Source organism: Lelliottia sp. EB106-05-01-XG201 (assembly GCF_058791735.1).
In genome coordinates, this window is record NZ_JBYTDV010000001.1 from 3,108,779 (window position 1) to 3,131,068 (window position 22,290).

21 protein-coding genes and 2 pseudogenes are annotated in these 22,290 nt (G+C 54.3%); 9 read left to right on the forward strand and 14 right to left on the reverse strand.

Annotation, left to right across the window (positions count from 1 at the left end; translation table 11 throughout):
• Window positions 1–159: 159 nt before the first annotated feature.
• The 9 genes from rlmC to nfsA form a co-directional block, all read right to left on the reverse strand.
• Window positions 160–1,287 carry a 23S rRNA (uracil(747)-C(5))-methyltransferase RlmC gene (gene rlmC / locus AC3WS9_RS14615; RefSeq protein WP_492489038.1) on the reverse strand — a complete coding sequence of 376 codons (1,128 nt, stop codon included), beginning with the start codon at window positions 1,285–1,287 and terminating at the stop codon, window positions 160–162.
• A 40-nt stretch (window positions 1,288–1,327) separates the two neighbouring features.
• Window positions 1,328–1,825 (reverse strand): YbjO family protein, encoded by a 498-nt coding sequence (locus tag AC3WS9_RS14620; RefSeq protein WP_390888426.1) that lies wholly within the window; start codon window positions 1,823–1,825, stop codon window positions 1,328–1,330.
• Between the two features lie 42 nt (window positions 1,826–1,867).
• Window positions 1,868–2,713, reverse strand: coding sequence for a putrescine ABC transporter permease PotI (gene potI, locus AC3WS9_RS14625; RefSeq protein WP_095281394.1), 846 nt, complete (start codon window positions 2,711–2,713; stop codon window positions 1,868–1,870).
• Window positions 2,710–3,663: a putrescine ABC transporter permease PotH gene (gene potH, locus AC3WS9_RS14630; protein WP_282492327.1), complete on the reverse strand. Its 954-nt coding sequence runs from the start codon at window positions 3,661–3,663 to the stop codon at window positions 2,710–2,712. The genes potI and potH overlap by 4 nt, the downstream gene beginning before the upstream one ends.
• Window positions 3,664–3,672: 9 nt before the next feature.
• Entirely contained in the window at window positions 3,673–4,806 is a 1,134-nt protein-coding gene (gene potG, locus AC3WS9_RS14635; RefSeq protein WP_285145468.1) for a putrescine ABC transporter ATP-binding subunit PotG, read from the reverse strand.
• Between the two features lie 97 nt (window positions 4,807–4,903).
• Window positions 4,904–6,016: a spermidine/putrescine ABC transporter substrate-binding protein PotF gene (potF, locus tag AC3WS9_RS14640; protein ID WP_282492325.1), complete on the reverse strand. Its 1,113-nt coding sequence runs from the start codon at window positions 6,014–6,016 to the stop codon at window positions 4,904–4,906.
• Window positions 6,017–6,372: 356 nt separating this feature from the next.
• Window positions 6,373–6,849, reverse strand: coding sequence for a YbjN domain-containing protein (locus tag AC3WS9_RS14645; protein WP_282492324.1), 477 nt, complete (start codon window positions 6,847–6,849; stop codon window positions 6,373–6,375).
• Between the two features lie 55 nt (window positions 6,850–6,904).
• On the reverse strand, window positions 6,905–7,807 hold the full coding sequence (gene rimK / locus AC3WS9_RS14650) for a 30S ribosomal protein S6--L-glutamate ligase (RefSeq protein WP_282492323.1): 903 nt from the start codon (window positions 7,805–7,807) through the stop codon (window positions 6,905–6,907).
• 70 nt (window positions 7,808–7,877) lie between these two features.
• On the reverse strand, window positions 7,878–8,600 hold the full coding sequence (gene nfsA, locus AC3WS9_RS14655; RefSeq protein WP_282492322.1) for a nitroreductase NfsA: 723 nt from the start codon (window positions 8,598–8,600) through the stop codon (window positions 7,878–7,880).
• Window positions 8,601–8,786: 186 nt separating this feature from the next.
• On the opposite strand from nfsA, the gene AC3WS9_RS14660 reads away from it, so the two are divergent.
• On the forward strand, window positions 8,787–9,056 hold the full coding sequence (locus AC3WS9_RS14660; RefSeq protein WP_095281388.1) for a GrxA family glutaredoxin: 270 nt from the start codon (window positions 8,787–8,789) through the stop codon (window positions 9,054–9,056).
• A gap of 29 nt (window positions 9,057–9,085) precedes the next feature.
• Here AC3WS9_RS14660 and AC3WS9_RS14665 read toward each other — a convergent pair whose 3' ends face one another.
• Window positions 9,086–9,457: an inner membrane protein YbjM gene (locus tag AC3WS9_RS14665; protein WP_285145470.1), complete on the reverse strand. Its 372-nt coding sequence runs from the start codon at window positions 9,455–9,457 to the stop codon at window positions 9,086–9,088.
• A 277-nt stretch (window positions 9,458–9,734) separates the two neighbouring features.
• Here AC3WS9_RS14665 and AC3WS9_RS14670 point away from each other — a divergent pair, with 277 nt between their 5' ends.
• Window positions 9,735–11,420, forward strand: a complete 1,686-nt coding sequence (locus tag AC3WS9_RS14670; protein WP_282492320.1) for an aspartate:alanine antiporter — start codon at window positions 9,735–9,737, stop codon at window positions 11,418–11,420.
• Window positions 11,421–11,868: 448 nt separating this feature from the next.
• Window positions 11,869–12,360 (forward strand): annotated as a pseudogene (locus AC3WS9_RS14675) (phage portal protein); the annotation flags it as partial.
• Between the two features lie 35 nt (window positions 12,361–12,395).
• Here the strand turns inward: AC3WS9_RS14675 and AC3WS9_RS14680 are convergent.
• Window positions 12,396–14,162, reverse strand: a complete 1,767-nt coding sequence (locus AC3WS9_RS14680; RefSeq protein ID WP_282492319.1) for an AIPR family protein — start codon at window positions 14,160–14,162, stop codon at window positions 12,396–12,398.
• A gap of 789 nt (window positions 14,163–14,951) precedes the next feature.
• Window positions 14,952–15,116, reverse strand: a pseudogene (locus AC3WS9_RS14685) (replication endonuclease); the annotation flags it as partial.
• A gap of 150 nt (window positions 15,117–15,266) precedes the next feature.
• Here AC3WS9_RS14685 and AC3WS9_RS14690 point away from each other — a divergent pair.
• The 3 genes from AC3WS9_RS14690 to AC3WS9_RS14700 all read left to right on the forward strand — a co-directional run bounded on the left by AC3WS9_RS14690 (window position 15,267) and on the right by AC3WS9_RS14700 (window position 17,439).
• Window positions 15,267–15,854, forward strand: coding sequence for a TetR/AcrR family transcriptional regulator (locus tag AC3WS9_RS14690; protein ID WP_492489041.1), 588 nt, complete (start codon window positions 15,267–15,269; stop codon window positions 15,852–15,854).
• Window positions 15,855–15,924: 70 nt separating this feature from the next.
• The gene (locus AC3WS9_RS14695; protein ID WP_492489043.1) at window positions 15,925–16,536 is read left to right on the forward strand and encodes an NAD(P)H-dependent oxidoreductase; all 612 of its coding nucleotides are present in this window, start codon (window positions 15,925–15,927) and stop codon (window positions 16,534–16,536) included.
• Window positions 16,537–16,647: 111 nt separating this feature from the next.
• Window positions 16,648–17,439: an SDR family NAD(P)-dependent oxidoreductase gene (locus AC3WS9_RS14700; protein ID WP_492489044.1), complete on the forward strand. Its 792-nt coding sequence runs from the start codon at window positions 16,648–16,650 to the stop codon at window positions 17,437–17,439.
• Here AC3WS9_RS14700 and AC3WS9_RS14705 read toward each other — a convergent pair.
• Complete coding sequence (locus tag AC3WS9_RS14705) at window positions 17,436–17,978, reverse strand: TetR/AcrR family transcriptional regulator (protein ID WP_285145473.1); 543 nt, start codon at window positions 17,976–17,978, stop codon at window positions 17,436–17,438. The genes AC3WS9_RS14700 and AC3WS9_RS14705 overlap by 4 nt on opposite strands.
• An 80-nt stretch (window positions 17,979–18,058) precedes the next feature.
• Between AC3WS9_RS14705 and AC3WS9_RS14710 the strand changes: the two genes are divergently transcribed.
• Complete coding sequence (locus tag AC3WS9_RS14710; protein ID WP_492489046.1) at window positions 18,059–19,273, forward strand: MFS transporter; 1,215 nt, start codon at window positions 18,059–18,061, stop codon at window positions 19,271–19,273.
• Window positions 19,263–20,075 carry a Cof-type HAD-IIB family hydrolase gene (locus AC3WS9_RS14715; RefSeq protein WP_492489048.1) on the forward strand — a complete coding sequence of 271 codons (813 nt, stop codon included), beginning with the start codon at window positions 19,263–19,265 and terminating at the stop codon, window positions 20,073–20,075. Before AC3WS9_RS14710 ends, AC3WS9_RS14715 begins: the two co-directional genes overlap by 11 nt.
• An 88-nt stretch (window positions 20,076–20,163) precedes the next feature.
• On the opposite strand, the gene AC3WS9_RS14720 is transcribed toward AC3WS9_RS14715, so the two are convergent.
• A complete protein-coding gene (locus tag AC3WS9_RS14720) occupies window positions 20,164–21,393 on the reverse strand; it encodes an MFS transporter (RefSeq protein WP_282492310.1) in 1,230 nt (409 codons plus the stop codon).
• A 168-nt stretch (window positions 21,394–21,561) separates the two neighbouring features.
• On the opposite strand from AC3WS9_RS14720, the gene AC3WS9_RS14725 reads away from it, so the two are divergent.
• Entirely contained in the window at window positions 21,562–22,290 is a 729-nt protein-coding gene (locus AC3WS9_RS14725; RefSeq protein WP_492489051.1) for a phosphatase PAP2 family protein, read from the forward strand.

Genomic DNA, 22,290 nt, shown 5'->3' on the forward strand with positions numbered 1-22,290 from the left:
TTGAATAGCTAAAGCTTACCTGATTTTGGGCGGCGAAAGAGTTCACATTTTGTTGAAGATTGTGCGGGGGGGTTGTGTCGGGTGGCGCTGCGCTTACCCGACCTACAAAAACCATTGGACCTGTAGGCCGGGTAAGGCGCAGCCGCCACCCGGCATTAACTACAAACGCACCAGCAGCGTCAACACTTCATAGTGCGCCGTATGCGGGAACATATCGAAAAGCTGCACCCGCTCGACGCGATAGCCCGAAAGCATCGCGATATCTTTCGCCATGGTCTGGGCATTACAGCTGGAGTAGATAATCGTCTTCGGTGCCATCTGGCTCAGATATTCGCAGAGGGCTTTGCCGATGCCGCGACGCGGCGGGTTGACCAGCACCAGGTCAGGAACGCTGCCCTGGCCGGTGGCAAACTGTGTCGAATCCAGCGCCTGAAAATGCAGATCCTTCAGACCCAGTTCGGCGGCAGACTGCTTCGCGCAGGCGATGGCCTCGGAGGAGATCTCGATCCCGGTCAGCTTCATGTTCGGCGTGGCGCAGTGCAGGCCAAAGCCCCCCACTCCGCAGAACAGATCCCACATATGATCGATATCTAGCGCCCGCACCCAGTCGCGCGCCGTGGCGTACAGCCGACTGGCGACCACCGGGTTGGTCTGGAAGAAACTTTGCGGGCGGATCCACAGCGGCACGCCGTTGAAATTCTCGGCCAGCGCCTGCTGTTCGGTGAGGAAAATCTCTTTCTCCCCCTCCATGATCGCCATATGCACCGGCTGAATATTGGCAGTGATCAGCTTCAACTGCGGCAACTGCTGTTGCAGCCATGGCAGGGCCGCGCGCAGCTGTTCGAGCTTGGTTTCAGAGCGCAGCACGAAGCGCAGCATCATTCCGCCGTCGAGCTGGCTTTCGGTCAGGAGGAGATATTTCAGCTCACCACGCTGGCGGGCGACGTTGTAAGGCGTCAGACCGGCGCGAGCGATAAAGGGTTTCAGCGCGGCGAAGACCGGCTCAAAGGACGCGGGATAGAGCGGGCAATCCGTGAGATCTTCCGGCATGCCGTCGCGATGCAGCATGCCGAGCAGCGGTCGTTCGACGCTGCCGCTGACCACCATTTTGGCTTTATTACGAAAGCCCTGCTCCGGACCGCTGACAGGCGCGCACCACTCCGCCACCGGATGCTCCGCCAATAGCTGCTGGAGATCGGCCATTTTGGCGGCGAGTTGTTGGGAAACCGGCTGTTCTATCCACTGACAGGAGCGGCAGCGACCGGCGTCATAGAGTGCGCACTGCATAGGAAAACCTCATTGTTCGCGAGGGCAGCGATTATACACATTATTGCAGGCGGAAGAACCTCCGGCTGGACGCCGGAACAAACAGCAGGAACAGCACCAGCAGGTCCGGCAATTTCTGCATCACCAGCGAGCGGAAAATCTCCCGCTTCGACTCCCCGGCAATGCTGAACAGTTCAGGATAGCCGTAACCAATCGAGGCGGCCCACAGATAGCCCGTGGCAATCACCTGCGTCAGGAGATAGACCCAGCGCGCCCAGTTGCGCCCTTTCGCCAGGGAAAACGCGCAGTAAATCTCGACGAACACCAGCACCAGGCTCGCGAAAAAGACCAGCGTCAGATTCCATGTCTGCACGCTGCGATGGATAAACTCGCCCACGCCTTTCACGCCGAGCATGTTAAACACCATCAGCAGATCAAGGCAGCGAATCAGAATAATGGCGAGCGCAGCCACCTGCACCAGAGCAGGAACGTTGAGGCGCGCATGCGAATGTCGTGATTTGCTAAAAAATCCCAATGTTTTTACTTCCCTGAAAAACAGTGCCGCGACAGGCGCGGCACTTCACTGAGAATTTTAAATGCTTCAGCCGCGTCTTGCACGCTGGATATCACGTACACGCTGTTTTTCAGCCCGCGCCATCAGATACCAGGCGATAAAACCGACAACCCCGACCACGCCGAGGATGATCGACGCCAGGGCGTTGATCTCCGGGTTCACGCCCATGCGTACGCTGGAGAAGACCAGCATCGGCAGCGTAGTCGCTCCTGGTCCGGAGACGAAGCTGGCGATCACCAGATCGTCGAGCGACAGGGTAAACGCCAGCAGCCAGCCGGAGATCACCGCAGGCATGATCATCGGCAGCGTGATGATGAAGAAGACCTTCAGCGGCGTGGCACCGAGATCCATCGCCGCCTCTTCAATGGAGTGATCCAGTTCGCGCAGGCGCGACGAAATCACCACCGCCACGTAGGCGGTACAAAACGTCACGTGCGCCAGCCAGATGGTCAGCATCCCGCGATCCGCCGGCCAGCCGATGGCGTGCGCCAGGGCGACAAACAGCAGCAGCAGCGACAGACCGGTGATCACATCGGGCATCACCAGCGGCGCGGTGATCATAAAGGCAAAACCGTTCGAACCGCGGAAACGGCCAAAACGCACCATCACCATCGCCGCAATAGTGCCGAGCACCGACGCCATGGTGGCCGCACAGGCGGCAATCGTCAGGCTCAGTCCCACGGCGCTCATCATCGCGTCGTCGCGGAACAGCTCGCCGTACCAGCGCGTCGACCAGCCCGCCCAGACCGTCACCAGTTTTGAGCTGTTAAACGAGTAAATGACCAACATCAGCATCGGCGCATAGAGGAAGGTAAAGCCGAGCACCAGAATCAGGATTCGCCACGGGGAGCGCACGACCGGTAAGTTGTTCATCCGTGATCTCCCATCTGTTTTTGCTGATGTTTATGGAACCACATGATCGGCACGATCAGCAGGAGCAGCATCACAATCGCCACCGCCGACGCCACTGGCCAGTCACGGTTATTGAAGAACTCCTGCCACAGCACGCGACCAATCATGATGCTGTCCGGGCCGCCGAGCAGTTCCGGGATCACGAACTCGCCCACCGCCGGGATAAAGACCAGCATCGAACCGGCAATAATCCCGCCCTTGGTCAGCGGCACGATCACCTGGAAAAAGGTTTTCAGCGGGCGCGCGCCGAGATCCAACGAAGCTTCCACCAGCGAGTAGTCAATCCGCGTCAGGGCCGTGTAAATCGGCAGCACCATAAACGGCAGATAGGCGTACACAATCCCGATATAAACCGCCAGGTTGGTGTGCAAAATCGTCAGCGGCTGATCGATAACGCCGAGCCACATCAGGAAATTATTCAGCACGCCGTTGTTTTTTAATATTCCCATCCAGGCGTAAACGCGGATCAGGAATGAGGTCCACGACGGCAAAATCACCAGCAGCAGCAGAATGTTGCGTGTCGAAGGTTTGCTGTGCGCCACCGCCCAGGCGAGCGGATAGCCCATCGCCAGGCAGCAGATCGTCGAGATCGCCGCCACCTGCAAAGACTGCAGATACGCTTCGAAATAGAGCGGATCGTCCGTGAGCTGCAGGAAATTGCCGAGATTAAGCGTGATCGACAGCTGCCCGTCGGCCCACTCCATCAGATTGGTGTACGGCGGGATCGCTCGCGCCATCTCCGCGAGGCTGATTTTGAAGACGATCAAAAACGGCAGCAGGAACAGCAGGATCAGCCACACGTACGGCATGGCAATCACCAGCTTGCGCCCATGCGCCATCTGCATGCGCGTCAGCCACTGCGCAAAACCGCCCGGTTTTTGCACGCGGGCCGGTGGTTCAAGTGTATTCATGGCCACTCCTTATACCGTCAGCACGACGCAACTGTCCGCATCCCAGCACAGGCGCACTTCGTCGCCCCAGGTCGGCAGTCCCTTCCGATAGCGGTGTTCGTTCTGCAGCTGGGCGCTGATCATCTGCCCGCTTTTGAGGCGCACGTGATAGATCGAGAGATCGCCGAGATAGGCAATATGGACCACTTCGCCGACGGCAAAGTTATAGCCATCGGCTGGCGGCTCGTCGCAGAGCATGATTTTTTCCGGGCGCAGCGCCACGTAAACCGGAACGTTATCGACTATCGACGCATCCGGATCGACCTTGAGCGGATGCACCAGCCCCGGCGAGTCAATCACCAGGCCGTCCTCCTGTCGGTCTTTCAGCAGCCCTTCGAAGACGTTCACCGAGCCGATAAACTCGGCGCTGTAGCGTGTGGTCGGATGCTCATAAATCTCTTCCGGCTCGCCGATTTGCACGAACTTGCCGCGATTCATGATCGCGATACGCCCGGCCATGGTCATCGCCTCTTCCTGGTCGTGAGTCACCATCACGCAGGTCGCGCCGACGCGCTCGAGGATATCCACCACTTCGAGCTGCATCCGGTCGCGCAGTTTTTTATCCAGCGCCCCCATCGGCTCGTCGAGCAGCAAAAGTTTTGGCCGTTTTGCCAGGCTTCGCGCCAGTGCCACACGCTGACGCTGGCCGCCGGAGAGCTGATGCGGTTTACGTTTCGCAAACTCCTGCATGTGGACCAGGCTCAGCATTTCCGCGACGCGGGCGGCGATTTCTGCTTTTGGCAGCTTGTCCTGCTTGAGACCAAAGGCAATGTTCTGCTCCACCGTCATATGGGGAAAAAGCGCGTAGGACTGGAACATCATATTGATCGGGCGCTCGTACGGCGGAACGCGGGAGAGATCGACCCCATCCAGCATAATTTGTCCGGCCGTAGGCGGTTCAAACCCGGCCAGCATGCGCAGCAGCGTGGATTTTCCACAGCCGGAAGCGCCCAGCAGCGCAAAAATTTCGCCTTTATAGATCGTCAGGCTGACGTCATCCACGGCGTGCTGGCCGTCGAAGGATTTGGTCAGATTACGGACTTCGAGGAGCGGAGTCAGCGCTTTACGGGTTTTCGCCTGCGGGCGTGGGAGGGTTTCGTTCACGGGGTGCTCTCCGGCAGAAATCTAAACGGGTGCAGGCGCACCGAAAAGGTGCGCCTGTTGCCGGGCGATGTCGCGCATGCCCGGCCTGGATAACGGTTTATTTACCGCTTTTCACCTTCGTCCACGCGCGAGTACGGACGCGGTCGATTTTCGGATCCTGAACTTTCAGGGTAAACATTTTGGCGCGCACGTCAGCCGGCGGGTAGATACCCGGATTGTCGCGCACTTCCGCGCTCACCAGCGGCGTCGCTTCTTTGTTGGCGTTAGCGTAGAAGACGTGGTCAGAGATGTGCGCAATCACGTCCGGACGCAGGAGATAGTTCAGGAACTGATAGGCTTCGTCTTTGTTTTTCGCATCCGCAGGCATCGCAAAGACGTCGAAGAACGCCATCGCTCCCTCTTTCGGAATCGAATAGGAGATATTCACGCCGTTTTTGGCTTCTTTCGCACGGTTAGCGGCCTGCCAGACGTCACCCGCCCAGCCGATGGCTACGCAGATGTCGCCGTTCGCCAGATCGTTGATGTACTGGGAGGAGTGGAAGTAGCGAATATTCGGACGCAGCTTCAGCAGCAGATCCGTCGCCGGGCCGGTGTAGTCGTCGGCTTTGGTGCTGTTCGGATCTTTGCCGAGGTAGTTCAGCACGGTGGCAAATACCTCTTCCGGCGCATCAAGGAAGGAGACGCCGCAGCTTTTCAGTTTTTCGAGGTTTTCCGGTTTCAGCACCAGATCCCAGCTGTTCACCGGCGCGTCTGCACCCAGCGCTTTTTTCACTTTATCGACGTTATAGCCGATACCCGTGGTCGCCCACATGTACGGCATGGCGAATTTGTTTTCCGGGTCGTGTTTGGAGATGAGCTTCAGCAGCTCAGGATCGAGGTTTTTCCAGTTCGGCAGTTTGCTTTTATCCAGCGGCTGGAACACACCGGCGGTGAGCTGGCGCTCAAGGAAGCTGGCTGACGGCACAACCAGGTCGAAACCGGTGCTGCCCGCCATCAGTTTGCCTTCCAGCACTTCGTTGGAGTCGAAGACGTCGTAGACCACTTTAATCCCGGTCTCTTTTTCGAAATTCGCGACCGTGTCCGGGGCGATATAGTCAGACCAGTTATAGATGTGCAGCGTTTTTTGTTCCGCAGCGAGCGTACCGGCAGAGACAGCCATCAGAGCACCCGCAACCAGACCCGATAACCATTTTTTATGTAAGGCGATCATAGCGTTATTCCTTATGAAAGCTCGTTAACAGTTGTTAACAAACGAACTCAAACCATGCAATTGGTGATATGCAAGAATCGTGCATATTTTGTCGCTGTGCCTGACGCAAAAGAAAAAATCTTTTGGCAGTTTCTGCTCGCTTTTTTAAGCTCCGCAAGAATAACTGTAGCCCGTGCCCCAGGCTATAGCCCAGATTAAAAAACGCCTTTTATCAATTTTTTATGCAGGATCTGTCTATGGGATAAGCCGAAATGGCCTGCGGGTAAGTGAATAATTCTTTAAAGAAAGATTACAGCCAGAGGAAAATTTTGTGATACGCAGCCGCCATGGAAGCGACTGCGTGAGGTCTGGAAGGCTTAGTGCAGGAACGAGTCCCGTGAATCGTTATTTTCCATATCCTCTTCGGTGGTAAAGAGTAAATGGTGCGCGCTGGCTTCCAGCATCACCATGGAGATCTGCTCTTCGCTCTGGCGCATAAACCAGGCAAACTGCTTAAACGACACACCGGGTCCGGCGAATAAAGACTGGCAAACCACCAGTTTCGGCAGATTATCATCCTGTATGTCGAGAAATGCTTTCACCGTCAAAGAACCAGCATTTATGGCCGATAAATCAGACGCCAGGGCCAGCAATGCCGAGGGCTTGACCTCCGCCAGCGCCGAGAAAAGCACCACGTCGTTGATCAGATCGATTTTGGCATCAAACACGCCGTCGAAATTTTGCATATGCGGCAGGTGCAACGCCTGACAGGAATCACACTCAAAATAGGTGATGCCTGCATCGTCGAGCCATTGACGTAACGTATCCAGTGTTGGAACGACCTGTAAATCCATAGCAGTGCAGCCTCTTAAGTAAAAACTTCGCCTAGATTACGCAAAAAATGCAGCCCTAACCACCCGTTTTCAGGCAAAAGCCCGGCGTGGCGTGGCGCTCGATCCATGAGATCATTTTCCCTGCGATATCGATCCCGGTGGTTTTTTCAATGCCTTCAAGGCCGGGTGACGCATTCACTTCCATCACCAGCGGACCACGGTTCGCGCGCAGAATATCGACGCCCGCGATATCCAGCCCCAGAGTTTGCGCCGCCTTGATGGCAATTTCGCGTTCGCGGTCGCTGATCGTGGCGATGCGCGCCACGCCGCCGCGATGCAGGTTCGATCGGAAATCGCCGTCTTTGGCCTGACGCTCAATGGCGGCCACCACTTCGTCGCCGACGACCAGGCAGCGGATGTCGCGCCCCTTCGCCTCTTCGATATACTCCTGCACCAGAATGTGCGCATTCAGACCGCGGAAAGCATCGATGACGCTTTCAGCCGCCTGGCGCGTTTCGGCCAGCACCACGCCAATGCCCTGCGTGCCTTCCACCAGTTTCACCACCAGCGGCGCGCCGCCGACCATGTCAATCAGATCGCTGGTGTCATCCGGGGAGTGAGCGATGCCGGTAATCGGCAGATCGATCCCCTGACGGGCAAGCAGCTGCAGGGAGCGCAGCTTGTCGCGCGCACGGGTAATGGCGACGGATTCATTCAGGGGATAGCTGCCAAGCATCTCAAACTGGCGCAGCGCGGCGGTGCCGTAGAAGGTAATTTGCGAGCCGATGCGAGGGATCACCGCATCAAAGTGCGGCAGATGGCGGCCTTTATAGTGAATCGAGGACGCCGCCGGGCTGATGTTCATATAGCACGACAGCGGATCGAGGATCTCAACCAGATGACCACGCTTATTGGCTGCCTCAAGCAGACGTTTACACGAATAGAGCGTTCCATCCCGGGACAAAATGGCAATTTTCACCCTGCACCTCTCTAAAGACTCGATAAAAGCCTGCGTATCATACACGCAGGCTGGCACAGGATGAATGGACTTATCGCACAGCCCAGCCCTGTTTATGCAAATAGTCGAGAATAAACGGACGGTTTTCTTTGATGATGGTGCGACGGATGTGATCGCTCCAGGTATCGCGGCGATTATTGCTTCCGCGTGACAGATAGTAGCTGGCGAGCTCTTCGTCGTATTGGGCGAGAACCTGCGCATCCACCGGTTGGTAGTGATTCTCGTGCATGATCATTGCCGCAGGCAGGCGCGGCTTGAGATCCGGATTATCCGCCGGCCAGCCGAGGCACAGGCCAAACAGCGGTAACACGTGTTTTGGCAACTTCAGCAGTTCGGTCACGGCTTCAATATTGTTGCGCAGGCCGCCGATGTAAACGCCGCCTAATCCAAGGGATTCCGCCGCCGTCAGCGCGTTCTGTGCCATCATCGCTGTATCCACGACGCCGAGCAGAAGCTGTTCCGCCAGGCCCAGTTGCGCGTCAGGGCAGATTTGCAGATGACGGTTGAAGTCGGCGCAAAACACCCAGAACTCCGCCGCCTGCGCCACGTGCGGTTGCCCGCCGGTGAGCGTCACCAGCTGTTCACGCATCGCGCGGTCGGTGATGCGAATAATCGACGTACATTGCAAAAAGCTGGAGCTGGAGGTCGCGCGCGCGCTGTCCACAATCGCCTCACGCTCGGCGTCGCTAATCGGCTTATCGGTAAAATGGCGGATGGAACGGTGGGCGCGAATCACATCAATCGTCGGCGTCATGAGGTCTCTCTTTTCTCTGTCTGTACGCGGAATGACAGCCAGTATAGGCAAAGAAAAGTGTGATGTAATTGGCGAAACATAGCCTGTAAGTATTAAAGCGACAGGTAAAACCTGCTTTCCATGAGCAACGGTTGTCGGGCACACTAAGCGCATTCGCCGTTGGGCTTACGTTTTGAGGAGAGAGATATGTTTGCAGTGATTTTTGGACGTCCGGGATGCCCTTACTGCGTCCGCGCTAAAGAACTGGCAGAAAAACTGACCGCTGAGCGCGATGACTTTAACTTCCGCTACGTGGACATCCACGCGGAAGGCATCAGCAAAGCCGATCTGGAAAAAACCGTGGGTAAACCTGTTGAGACTGTACCGCAGATTTTCCTCGACCAGACGCACATCGGCGGCTTTACCGATTTCGAAGCCTACGCGAAAGAAAATCTGGGGCTGTTTGCCGCCCAGTAACGCGTTAACGCCCTCTCAGGAGGGCGTTTTTATTTGTGTCGCCAGCGATGAACGAGGCTGCGCGCAAACATAAAACAGAGCGCGCCCAGCGCACACCAGAATATCCCGCTCATCAGCCACGCCAGCTCCTGCCACAGCGAACGCGGCGAGGCAAAAACGAGGCGTAACAGCACCAGACACAGCGGTGCCGCCAGCATCGCGCCGATCAGCGGTTTCACCACTTCTCCCCCGCGGGAAATAAAGCTTGCGATCACGCCGGGTAAAATGAAAAAGAGCAAACCCAGCTCAGGATGGCCTGAGGCTCTGAATGCGCCTTTGACGTGGAATGCTAAAGAGAGGCAAACCGCGATAAACAGTAGAAAGCAGCAGACGACGCCTGCCCAGTTCCGCTTGATGTTCAAAAATCCTCCTGACTCCATCACTATCGAATACACAATCGTCCAACGGACGCCCAGTCAGATAATGCAATGTGGCATTCCTTGCCAAAGCTCATACATTGTTACGCGATCTTTTCTGGCCCTGGATATCTAATACGATTAGACTATCGGCCAGTTATTGTTCTGTGGGATATATTCTGTGTGGGCGAAAGGGAAAATCCCTGCACTCACATGGGATAAAACAGTAGCCTAAATCCCCCATCCTTTCAACAGCTTAACGGTAAACAAGAAGTTAGCCTCCGTGAATATAAACGTCGCAGATTTGTTAAATGGGAATTACATCCTGTTATTATTTGTTGTACTGGCACTGGGACTGTGTCTGGGTAAATTACGCCTGGGTTCAGTTCAACTTGGTAATTCCATTGGCGTTTTAGTGGTCTCATTATTATTAGGCCAGCAGCATTTCAGCATTAACACGGATGCACTGAATCTCGGTTTTATGCTGTTTATTTTTTGCGTGGGTGTGGAAGCCGGGCCGAACTTTTTTTCAATTTTCTTCCGCGACGGCAAAAATTATCTGATGCTGGCGCTGGTGATGGTCGGCAGCGCGCTGGTGATCGCGTTAGGGCTGGGTAAACTGTTTGGCTGGGATATCGGGTTGACCGCGGGGATGCTCGCCGGTTCGATGACCTCAACGCCGGTGCTGGTCGGTGCGGGTGATACGCTGCGCCACTCCGGCATGGCGGGAAGTCAGCTCTCGCTGGCACTCGATCATCTGAGTCTGGGCTATGCCCTGACCTACCTGATTGGTCTGGTGAGCCTGATTGTCGCCGCCCGGTATCTGCCGAAACTCCAGCACCAGGATCTCCAGACCAGCGCCCAGCAGATTGCTCGCGAGCGTGGCCTGGACACCGACACCAAACGCAAAGTCTATCTGCCCGTCATTCGCGCCTATCGCGTCGGGCCGGAGCTGGTCGCCTGGGCCGACGGTAAAAACCTGCGCGAGCTGGGCATCTATCGCCAGACCGGCTGTTACATCGAACGTATCCGCCGCAACGGCATACTGGCGAACCCGGACGGGGATGCCGTACTGCAGATGGGCGATGATATCGCGCTGGTCGGCTACCCGGACGCGCACGCGCGACTCGACCCGAGCTTCCGTAACGGTAAAGAGGTCTTCGACCGCGACCTGCTCGACATGCGCATCGTCACGGAAGAGATTGTGGTGAAAAACCACAACGCCGTTGGCCGCCGTCTGGCGCAGCTCAAGCTGACCGACCACGGCTGCTTCCTGAACCGCGTGATCCGCAGCCAGATCGAAATGCCGATTGACGATAACGTTGTGCTAAACAAAGGCGACGTTCTGCAGGTGAGCGGCGACGCACGCCGCGTCAAAACCGTCGCCGACCGCATCGGCTTTATCTCCATCCACAGCCAGGTGACCGACCTGCTGGCCTTCTGCGCCTTCTTTATTGTCGGCCTGATGATTGGGATGATCACCTTCCAGTTCAGCAACTTTAGCTTCGGCGTGGGTAACGCCGCCGGTCTGCTGTTCGCCGGGATCATGCTCGGCTTCCTGCGAGCCAACCACCCGACCTTCGGCTATATCCCGCAGGGCGCGCTGAACATGGTGAAAGAGTTCGGTCTGATGGTGTTTATGGCGGGCGTGGGTTTGAGCGCAGGCAGCGGCATTGGCCACAGCCTGGGCGCTGTCGGCTGGCAGATGCTGGTCGCCGGTTTGATCGTCAGCCTGCTGCCGGTGGTGATCTGCTTCCTGTTCGGCGCCTACGTCCTGCGCATGAACCGCGCAATGCTGTTTGGCGCAATGATGGGCGCGCGCACCTGCGCCCCGGCGATGGAAATCATCAGCGACACCGCGCGCAGCAACATCCCGGCGCTGGGCTACGCAGGCACATACGCCATCGCCAACGTCCTGCTGACCCTCGCCGGTACGCTGATCATCGTCATCTGGCCCGCGCTCGGATAACTCTGAAGAATGCGCATCGCGCAAATTTTTTTGCGATGCGCAGAACTTTTCGTATATGAGGCAGTCATAACTATTGCCACTGCTTTTCTTTGATGTCCCCCAATTTGTGGAGCCCATCAACCCCGCCACTTTGGTTCAAGGTTGATGGGTTTTTTGTTGCCTGGAATTTGGCACTTATCAAATCAACCACTTACATAACCACTTTCCCATGCATGGCGACAAAGTGGCGACAGCGCTTTTGCTATGGCGACAACATGCAATAAAAAACCCGCAAGCAGCGAGTCAAGTTGTTCCATCATTCCTTTCTAATGCGGCGGTGCGGCGCTGAATATTTGCGGACGGCATACGGGCCTCACAAGAGTTTTGTGCGTCACGAACGTATGCCTGCATCCGTTGCTGAACCAACAGGCATTCTGCTTCAGGAGCCGTCGCTGAGTGCGACTTGGCTTTGGATGCTAACTGGTTTGTGCAGTACAGGATGACCACGCAGCCGTATGAGTTGACCAAAGGCAGCATTTTTCTCCTGATGGAGCCGGATTTGAACTAGGAGGACATGAACAACACCCCCAGGCGATGAAAAGCGCTAAGGAGCCGGGCAATTTCCACAACCTGTTTATGTATTCCCCCAACGGTAAAAAGGACGTTATGCAGACCCCCCCTGTCAGAGGCGGCGGCAAAAGATGAATTTTTTAATATTAAGAACGTGAGCCTAGATGACATGATGGCAGCTCACCGCGTTCCGCCGCAGGTGATGGGGATTATGCCGAGTAGTGTTGGGGGTATGGGGATTTGGAGAAGGCCAGTAGTGTATTTGTTCGTAATGAATTAATACCTTTTTAAAAAAATTCAATGAATTGAATGAGTGGTTAGAGAAGATGTTAAAAGTTTTGAAAATTACGAAATAAAAGAGAAAAACACAATACATTACCAACGCTATTAAAAAAGGGGAGTACCCTCCCCTTCTTTGAAAACTAATTAAACATTATCGTAAAGCTCTTGTATTTTATTTGGGTTCGCAAAAAATCGTGCTGGGTAAGCATTTGGGTATTCCCTCTCAATATACTCCTCCGTGCGTTCCACGATACTTAGTAACTGCTCTCGAATAAATCGTTCATCAGGAGACATAATTTCTGTTATACGTTCAAGCCCCTGAACATTGCCAAGCACAACAGATGAAAAAAACCTATTACCATGAGTCGCTATTAAATACTTGCGACTTTGACTTGCTTTATCAATATTACCCATAATATCGCTTATCAAGCGTTCAATCACTCTAAAGTGAGTCACAGTATTTATTACCCTCACCCCACTCACTCTTGGGTTAAATACTGCACGGTAAAGTGATCCTTCAAAGTTGTCAAAAAACCTGCCTCGATTAGATTTTAAAGTTGCAATAATTGAATTGTTTTTTGTTGCACACGCCAAAGCATTCAATGCTTCATCTAAATCTATAACTTTAGAGTTACTTTGCGTGAAATCTTCGTCTGTTCGTAGTAACTGATAACTATACCCTTCAAGTATCATTTCACGAGATAAACGGTGCTGATCTGGCTGCTGTGAAGCGAAATCACGCCCTAAGACTCTATTTTGGAAGTTATTAGCTTTAGTTATCGAATTAGCAATAACATCATCATTATCATTATCCAATGCAATGAAGCGAGCAGAGACCTTTAATGTTGATATATTATCCCCGAGTGCATCTACTATCGCCCCTATACTACTTACAGTCTGTGCCCCATTGATAATGCTAACATCGTTAAAATCAAAAACACCTCTTTCCTGTCCTAAGGCTGCATTTCTCCTGTGGGGAACAATTTCTTTGACCAAAAGAGTTATGCCATTATTGTAGAACCAAAACATATTTGGGTTTTGCAACGCACTCTTCTTAATCTCTTCATTAACATCTGTTTTCCCGAGAATATTTCTAATGTTTTTAGTAAAAAGTCTTTGACTGTAAGAACGCCACCACTCAGCAATTTGATCACCACTAACAATGCCATAGAATGCTTTATGAGGCGTATCAATAAAACCATACCGTTCAATTTCGACAGATTTCAAGTCTACTTGATTTCTAGAACCAGCCTGAAGCCAATGCAGCAAATCCTCTGACGATACCAAATGGACCTGAAAAGCCCACTCCTCTTTAGGGGTATCTGCAGGAGTAAAAGCAGCTGCATTTAACTGTTCTTGCCACTCTTGCATATCTCGGAGGACAATTTCTGAAGCACCTTTTTTACCCGTATGAGTCATGGAAAAAATAAACTTATAATCAAATGAGTTTATTGCCCTATTGATATCTACACTTTTATTTTGAAGAATTTCATCAAAAAGTTCATATCTTTCCTCTTGTAATTTTTCACAAGAATCTTTGAAGGCAAGAAAGTCATTCCTTGTCCAGGTTCCATTTCCTGCTTGATTAAATTTAGATTGAACAACAACAACTGTTTTGTCATTGTGATTTACACATATTCCGTCTATTCCACCGTCATGGCTACTGTCACAAACGGACTCTGCTGCATCTTTATCGTCGATCCCGCCAAGCTGAAACATTGTGAAGGCAGCTAAAGCTCGGCTAGCCATTTTTACATCATAATCTGCTTGTCCTGGCTGGCATTCACGCTTATGGATATCGCCTTCGTATCTAGCTCTCAATGCACTGCCCAATCTCTGGGAAATAACTTGAGCTGTTGCCGGTGCTGCAGAGGCGTTATCTTCCACCCTTAAATCGCTTACAAAAGCCATATAGTTTCCTTAATATATCTTCTAATACATGGTCCTAGAGGCTTACATTGCCAATTTTCAGCTAAAAATTCTACCTGTTGATTTGTATATACTGCGCGCGCTCTTATCCACGTCACGCCTGCCCGCTTTGTGTAGTGGTTTTCATGCACGTGCATAACGGGCCGGAAAGCGCGCCAGTTCGGAGGCACCTACCCGTTGCGATCCTTTTTGGATCATGCGAATCCATGCACCATAGACATGCGGGCGGGAGTTTCCCACAATGCGAAATCACTAATGCGTACTCTCATCCTGCCCTATTCAGTATTCATTTAGCCTGGTAACCAAGTAGCTCGTCAGCTGTGACTGCCACGAGATCGCAACCTCCTTGTCGTTATCGCTACAATCTGAGCTGGCGACCAACCGGGATATAAGTTCTATCCGCTGCAGTGCAAGTGACTCAATGAATAATTCGTTCACAACTTACTCCCCACATCACTGATTATATATACAGTTCATCAGGTGTAATTAAAGCTGAAATACTTTTACTCAGCTAACCATTTGATTACTAGATAACCTCATTTCTGACTTTTTCAGTACCACTGACGCAATTTGTCTTCCTCCTGTAGCCGCTGGTTTCGATAGAACAGGCGCAGCTCAGCTCCAGGTGTCAGACTGCCGCTACGAAGAAGTAGATCCGCTTCCGTTTCACTGGCGTCACCCCCCCCTGAACCTCAACTCCGCATCGTGCTGCAGGCGATGGTGACCCGAAATTTCCTGTTTGTACCCTTTTCGGCGCTTCGGATTGACCAGCCGCAGCCTTGCGGTCAGCTCCAGTCCTTTCACACAGGCCATCATTTCATTGCGACGGTGCGCTGGGTTGCTGCTGCTGGCGTTCACCACGTCTTTCCTATCCAGCGTGTCACCGTCGGTATTGATCAGCTCGTGCGACTGGAAACACTCCAGCGATTTGCGGCGCAATTATCGAAAGTCAGGCGGAATAACATTAAGACGCATGGGTCTTTTGTTCCCTGAAATTATCTCCCCCGTCATATCGCCCCCTTACCTGCATCCCCAACAAACTCTGATAGAATAATCCCCCACGCTCAACCGGAGGCACCTCTCATCATGGCAACAAAACGATTAAAAAAAGAAGAACGCAGGCAGCAGCTTCTGGACGTGGCCCGGGCGATTATTCGTGATGAGGGAACCGAAATGTTGACACTGGGCTACCTCGCAGAGAAAGCCGGGGTGACAAAGCCCATCACCTACGATCATTTTGGCGACCGGAAGGGTCTACTGATAACCCTGTATGAGTCATTTAATGAGCAGCAAATTGCCAATTTCCAACATGCCCTCACGAGTGCCACCACCAGCCTTGAGCAGGCCGTCCGACTCTACAGCACCGCTTATGTCAACTGCGTCATCAGCACCGGAACCGAGATTACTCAGATCATTGCCGCACTTTCGGGCTCTGAAGCGCTAATGGACTCTCTCGATAAAGGACGCAAAGCCTGCGCGGACAGCCTTATCGAGGCGCTGCAACCTTATATCAACTTGCAGAGCCCTCTCGGTGAAAGTGTGATTGCCACGCAACTCGGGGCTGCAGACGCCATATCCGCTCTGGCAAGCCGGGGGACTATTTCTGCCGAGGACGCCATCAGGATTTTGACAGGGACAATGCTTGGGAGTCTTAAAGCGTACCAGGAAATCTAGAAAGCACAATTTGGCTTGCCTTACCTAAGTTACCAACAGTAACATGCTGTGAAATTCACAGGAGGCTGCTATGTCTAATCCCCAGGTTATTAAAAAAGTTCTTATTATTACCGCTCATCCGGTTGAGGATTCGCTGACGCGTTCCCTTGCCGTTAGAATTGCAGAACAATATTCCCGCCAGGGAATCAGTGTTGATATGAATAATCTCGACAGTGATTCTTTTCAACCCGATATGACGAATGCCGATCTGGCCGTTTACCACGGTAAACAAGCCTTACCGGACGATATTCAGGCAGAGCAAGCGCGCGTGGAAAATGCTGATATGCTGGTCTTTGTTTTCCCTGTTTACTGGTGGTCCGTGCCGGCGATTCTTAAAGGCTGGTTTGATCGTGTGCTGACCATTGGCTGGGCCTATAAAACGGCAGAGGATGGCCGTATCGTCGGGATCATGAAAAATATCCCGGTTCGTCTGGTCGCTGTCGCCGGAAGTGATAAAAGCGGATTTGATCGCCACGGATATACCACCGCAATTAACACGCAGATTGTCGAGGGTGTATTTGGATTCTGCGGACTCAAGGATATTACACTTGATTATCTCTATGAAGCCGATACCGCTAATAGCGACCAAATTGATGATTTCCTGAAAAATGCCGGTCATTCTTTAAAGCTTAACGCTCAATGAAATAACGAGACAAACGGGAAATTAAACTCATTTTAATTTCCCGCTCCTCACTCGCTTGCTCCCGCCCCATTTTCAACCATAATTATCATCGCCCCCTTAAACCGGGAGAGGATGATGAAAAACAAAACCGCCGTCATTTTCGGTGGCAGTGGTGCCATCGGCAGCGAAACCGCCAGAACTCTGGCACGCGAAGGGGCGCATGTTTACCTTGCCGCGCGGCATCAGGACAAGCTCGATCGCATCGCGAATGAAATCCGCGCAGCCGGTGGGACAGTAGATACCTGGGTCATCGATGCCCTCGATGAGCAATCCATCCATGAGCAAACCGCAAAGCTGGCCCAACAAGCTGGCGGCATTGATATTGTCGTTAACGCGACGGGGTTTATGCACAATCAGGGCAAATCGCTTGCTGAACTTTCTCTAGCCGAGTTCAAACAAGGAATCGATCCGTTTCTCACCGCCCTCTTCAACATCTCAAAAGCCATCTCCCCTTACATGGGCGGCGATCGTGCGGGTGTGATGATTACGGTCGTTGCCCCAGCGGCGACGATGGCGATGCCAAACCATCTGGGTCATATCATCGGCTGCGCGGGTATTGAGGCGTTCGTCCGGGCGCTCGCCAGTGAACTGGGGCCGAAGAATATTCGTGTCGTCGGCGTGCGGTCTCATGCCATTACCGGCGCGGTTGAGGCGGGTTCGTATACCGGGGAGTTGTTTACGATAAAAGCGCAGTCGATGGGGTTAACGGTTGATCAGTTTCTGGAGGGCGCCGCGCAGAGCACGATGCTGAAGCGGCTGCCGACGCTCGCACAAGTGGCCGAGCTGGTGACTTTCCTCGCCTCCGAACATGCCGGGGCGATGACCGGAACAGTAGTCAACGTGACCGCCGGGGCGACGCATTAAAGCCCCGCGATCCGCCCCACCATCGCCCGGATCTCTTCCCGGGATAGCGGTTCGCGATCGGTGACAAAATGCAGCGTCATGCCCTCAATAAAAGCATCCAGCGCACGGGTGGTCACCGGATCAAACCACTGCTCAAGGGTGCTCTGGCTGGTCTGCATCCAGTCCTGCATCACTTTTTTCAGCGCCGGTTTACGGTTCATCAGCGCATAGAGCTGGTACATCAGCTCCATATTGTGCGGCGTGGTGACCTCTGAGCTGTGGATCAGCGTAGTGATAGCTTCACAGGCCATCTCCGGTCCGGTTACACCGGCAAAAAACTCTCGGTATTGTCGGGACATATCGCGGGTAAATCCGGTGAATGCCTCTTCGAGCAGCGAGTCGATACCGTCGAAATAATAGGTCATCGACCCCAGCGGCACGCCCGCGCAGGTGGCGATTTTACGGTGCGTGACCGCGTTAATCCCATGCTCTGCGATGGACTCCAGCGTGGCCTGCAGGATGCGCTCCCGCCGCTGCGGATCGTTTGGTCTTCTGCTCATATTTTCCCCTTTCGGTTTGTGTACAAATGTACACAAACTTGCTAGTGTTGTCGCTATTGTTGTACTTCCGGTGCTCCTCAATGACGTTGATTTCTCCTCGTAAAGCCCTGCAGCGACGCCTGTGGGCTCTGTTTATGTTCTTCTTTATTCCCGGACTCCTGATGGCGTCCTGGGCGACGCGTACCCCTGCGATCCGCGATATTTTGTCGGTGTCGACGGCAGAAATGGGCATCGTACTGTTCGGTCTGTCGATCGGATCGATGAGCGGCATTCTCTGTTCGGCATGGCTGGTGAAGCGTTTTGGCACGCGGAAAGTGATCCGCACCACCATGTGCAGCGCCGTGGTTGGCATGTTTTTCCTGAGCGCCGCCCTGTGGTTCGCGTCGCCGGTGATGTTTGCCTTTGGTCTGATGGTCTTTGGCGGGAGCTTTGGCGCGGCGGAAGTGGCGATTAACGTCGAAGGCGCAGCGGTTGAGCGCGAGCTGAACAAGACCGTTTTGCCAATGATGCACGGCTTTTACAGCCTCGGTACGCTCGCTGGCGCCGGTGTCGGCATGGCGCTGACGGCCTTTGGCACCGCCGCCAGTCTGCATATTTTGCTGGCCGCGCTGGTGTGCATTCTGCCGATCCTGACCGGCATCACCTTTATTCCTGACGGCACCAGCAAAAACAGCGCGGAAGAGCAAAAAACGACCGAGAAAGGGTTACCTTTCTATCGCGATATGCAGCTGATGCTGATCGGCGTGGTGGTCCTGGCGATGGCGTTTGCCGAAGGCTCCGCCAACGACTGGCTGCCGCTACTGATGGTCGACGGTCACGGGTTTAGCCCGACCTCCGGCTCGCTGATTTACGCCGGGTTTACCCTCGGAATGACCGTCGGGCGTTTCACCGGCGGCTGGTTTATCGACCGCTACAGCCGTGTCGCGGTGGTGCGCGCCAGTGCAATGATGGGCGCGCTGGGTATCGCGCTGATTATTTTTGTCGACGTGGACTGGATCGCCGGTGTCTCGGTTATCCTGTGGGGTGCGGGCGCATCGCTCGGTTTCCCGCTGACCATTTCGGCGGCCAGCGATACAGGCCCGGACGCCCCGACGCGCGTCAGCGTGGTTGCGACCACCGGCTATCTCGCCTTCCTGGTCGGCCCGCCGCTGCTTGGTTTCCTCGGCGAACATTACGGGCTGCGCAGCGCGATGCTGGTGGTGTTAGCCCTGGTCATTGTCGCCGCGCTGGTCGCAAAAGCCGTGGCAAAACCTGTTATGCAACATTCAGCAATGGAGAAGGGATATGAGCGTTAAGTTAATCGCTGTCGACATGGATGGAACCTTCCTGAGCGACGCCAAGACCTACAACCGCGAGCGCTTTCTGGCGCAGTATGCACGCATGAAGGAGCAGGATATTCGCTTCGTGGTCGCCAGCGGGAATCAGTATTACCAGCTGATCTCCTTCTTCCCGGAGATTGCCGATGAGATCGCCTTTGTCGCGGAAAACGGCGGCTGGGTGGTGAATGCCCGCGAAGATGTGTTTAACGGTGAGCTGACCAAAGCCCAGTTTGATACGGTGGCACGTTTTCTCTGCGCACTGCCGGAAGTGGAAGTGATTGCCTGCGGGAAAAGCAGCGCCTATACCCTGAAAGCCTATGACGACAGCCTGAAAGAGATGGCGGCGAAGTATTACCATCGCCTGGAAATGGTCGATAACTTTGACCATCTGGATGACATCTTCTTTAAATTCGGGCTGAATCTGCCGGACAGCGATATTCCGCGCGTGCAGGAGATGATCCACGCCGAGCTGAGCGACATCATGGTTCCGGTGACTACCGGGCATGGCAATATCGATCTGATCATTCCAGGCGTGCACAAGGCGAACGGTCTGCGGATTTTGCAGCAGCACTGGGGCATTGCCGATAGCGAAGTCTTGGCGTTTGGTGACAGCGGGAATGACGTGGAGATGCTGCGCCAGGCGGGCTTTAGTTTCGCGATGGCCAACGCCAAACCGCACATCAAAGCGGTCGCACGTTTTGAAGCGCCGCATAACAACGATGAAGGCGTGCTGGATGTGATTGAGAAAGCGTTGAACGGGGAAGCACCGTTTAACTAGTGCCCGGTGACACTACGCTTACCGGGCCTACAAAAGCGACAAACACGAGATGTAGGCCGGGTAAGGCGCAGCCGCCACCCGGCAAAACTTACTGCAACGCGCTGCCGACGCGCTTATCTTTCAGGAACACCACCATCAGTCCCAGCCACAGCACGCCATTGGCGAGGTTAAACAGGCTGAACAGCCCGTTACCGCCAAAGCTGTAGGCGTGTTTGCTGACTTCGATTCCGACGGTGAAAATCAGCATCTGCAGCATCCCCATCGCGGCGGAGACCGTGCCTTTACTCATTTCACTGGCGAACAGCGTCAGCCGCACCAGACCAGCGTTTGCCAGGCCGATACCGAAGGCATAAATACTCAGCCCGGCCGTCATCCACAGGTAAGCATGTGAAGAGGCGACGGTGGCCACAGCCGCGACCACCAGCCCGGCGACAATCGGCCAGCCGCCCATGATGATCAGCGACCGCACGGAACGACGCGACGTGAGGCGCGCCAGCACCAGGTTGCCGATAATCAGCGCGCCAAAAATCGGCACCTGGAGCAGACCATATTCGTAGCTGCTGAGCTTCTCGCCGCTGATGATGATCACCGGCGACTGGGCAATCCATGCCAGCAGTGGCAGGCTCACAAAACCGGTCGCCAGCGCGCCCGCCACAAAGCGGCCATTTCTCAGCACTTCTTTATAGTCGCGCCCCAGCTCTTTCAGGGACAGCTTTTCGCCCAGACGGGTGGCGGTCTCCGGCATCGCGCGATGCAAACCGAAGAATGAGATTGCCGCCAGGAGCGCGAACAGCACAAACATCCCCTCCCACGGCGCAACGTGTACCCAGGCCGCGCCCACCAGCGGGCCGAGCAGCGGCGCAATCAGCGCCACGTTCGCCATCAGGGCGGTGATTTTGATACACACCGCCTCCTCAAAGGACTCCTGAATGGCGGCATACCCCACCGCGCCGATAAAGCACAGGCTCACCCCCTGCAAAAAGCGCAGGATCGTAAATTGTTCAATGGTTTGCGCCAGCAGAATGGCGAGGCAGGTGACGATAAACCACACCACGCCGGTGAGCATGACCGGGCGACGGCCAATACGGTCTGACAGCGGCCCGAGCAGCCACTGTAAAAACATGCCGCCAGCCAGATAGGCGGTCATGGAGGTTGGAACCCACTCGATCCCGGCGTTGAACTGCTCCACCACCGCCAGCATACCCGGCTGGATCATATCGTTGCCGATATAGGTAGAGAATTCGTAAAGCACCAGACACAGAGGGAAAAGTAACGCCTGACGACCCAGACGATTACCGGAAGAAGAACGGTTTAACATGCGGTCTCTTTTTGATGTAAAAATCGCGATGAGTGTAATGAAATGACGGGTCGCGAGATAGTAAATTATCGAAGATAAACAGAAATAAAGCACATATCGTCGCCGTTTAAGGTTTCCTTAAGTTGACACCTTTATGATGCTCCTATTTCCCGTCAACGAACGTCATTTATGGCCCACAATACTGCCCCATCAGATTTATCTAAGTCGCCGACAACTAAGACAAAACCCCTTTACCGTTTACCGGCCCGCTTTTATGGTTATCAGCTTTTCGTGCTGATTGTTCTGGCGGTGCTGTTTACCTGGCTTTCGCGCGATGAAACGCTGGATCGGTGGATAACGGGTTTCTGGTATGACGCCGCCACTCACCATTTCCCGCTCCAGCAAAATCATCTGCTGGATCTGCTGAACCACCGGCTGGCGAAGTACATCGCCATTGCGCTGGCGGCAGTCGCGCTGATTTATGGCGCATTCCGCCGCAATATGCCGCTGGTGACGGGCGCACTGTTGATGGGGCTCGGAACGCTGGTGGTGGGCGTGCTGAAAAGCATCAGCCACCACAGCTGCCCGTGGGATCTGCTGGAGTACGGCGGCAAGGCGGTGTCGTATCCGCTGTTTGGCAGCGCGCCTGAGGGTAGCGGTCCCGGTCGCTGTTTCCCCGGTGGGCACGCTTCGAGCGGCTTTATGATCATGGGGCTGTTTTTCGCCTTCTGGCGTGAGCGTCCTCGTCTGGCGTGGTGCTTCGTCGCCCTGGGCGCAGCGGTCGGGCTGGCGATGGGCTTCGGTCAGGTGATGCGCGGTGCGCATTTCTTCTCTCACAACCTGTGGGCAGGTTGGTGGGTGTGGTTTTCTCAGGTCGTGGCTTACGGCCTTGTATCTGCCTGGTTTGCAAAAGAGTGA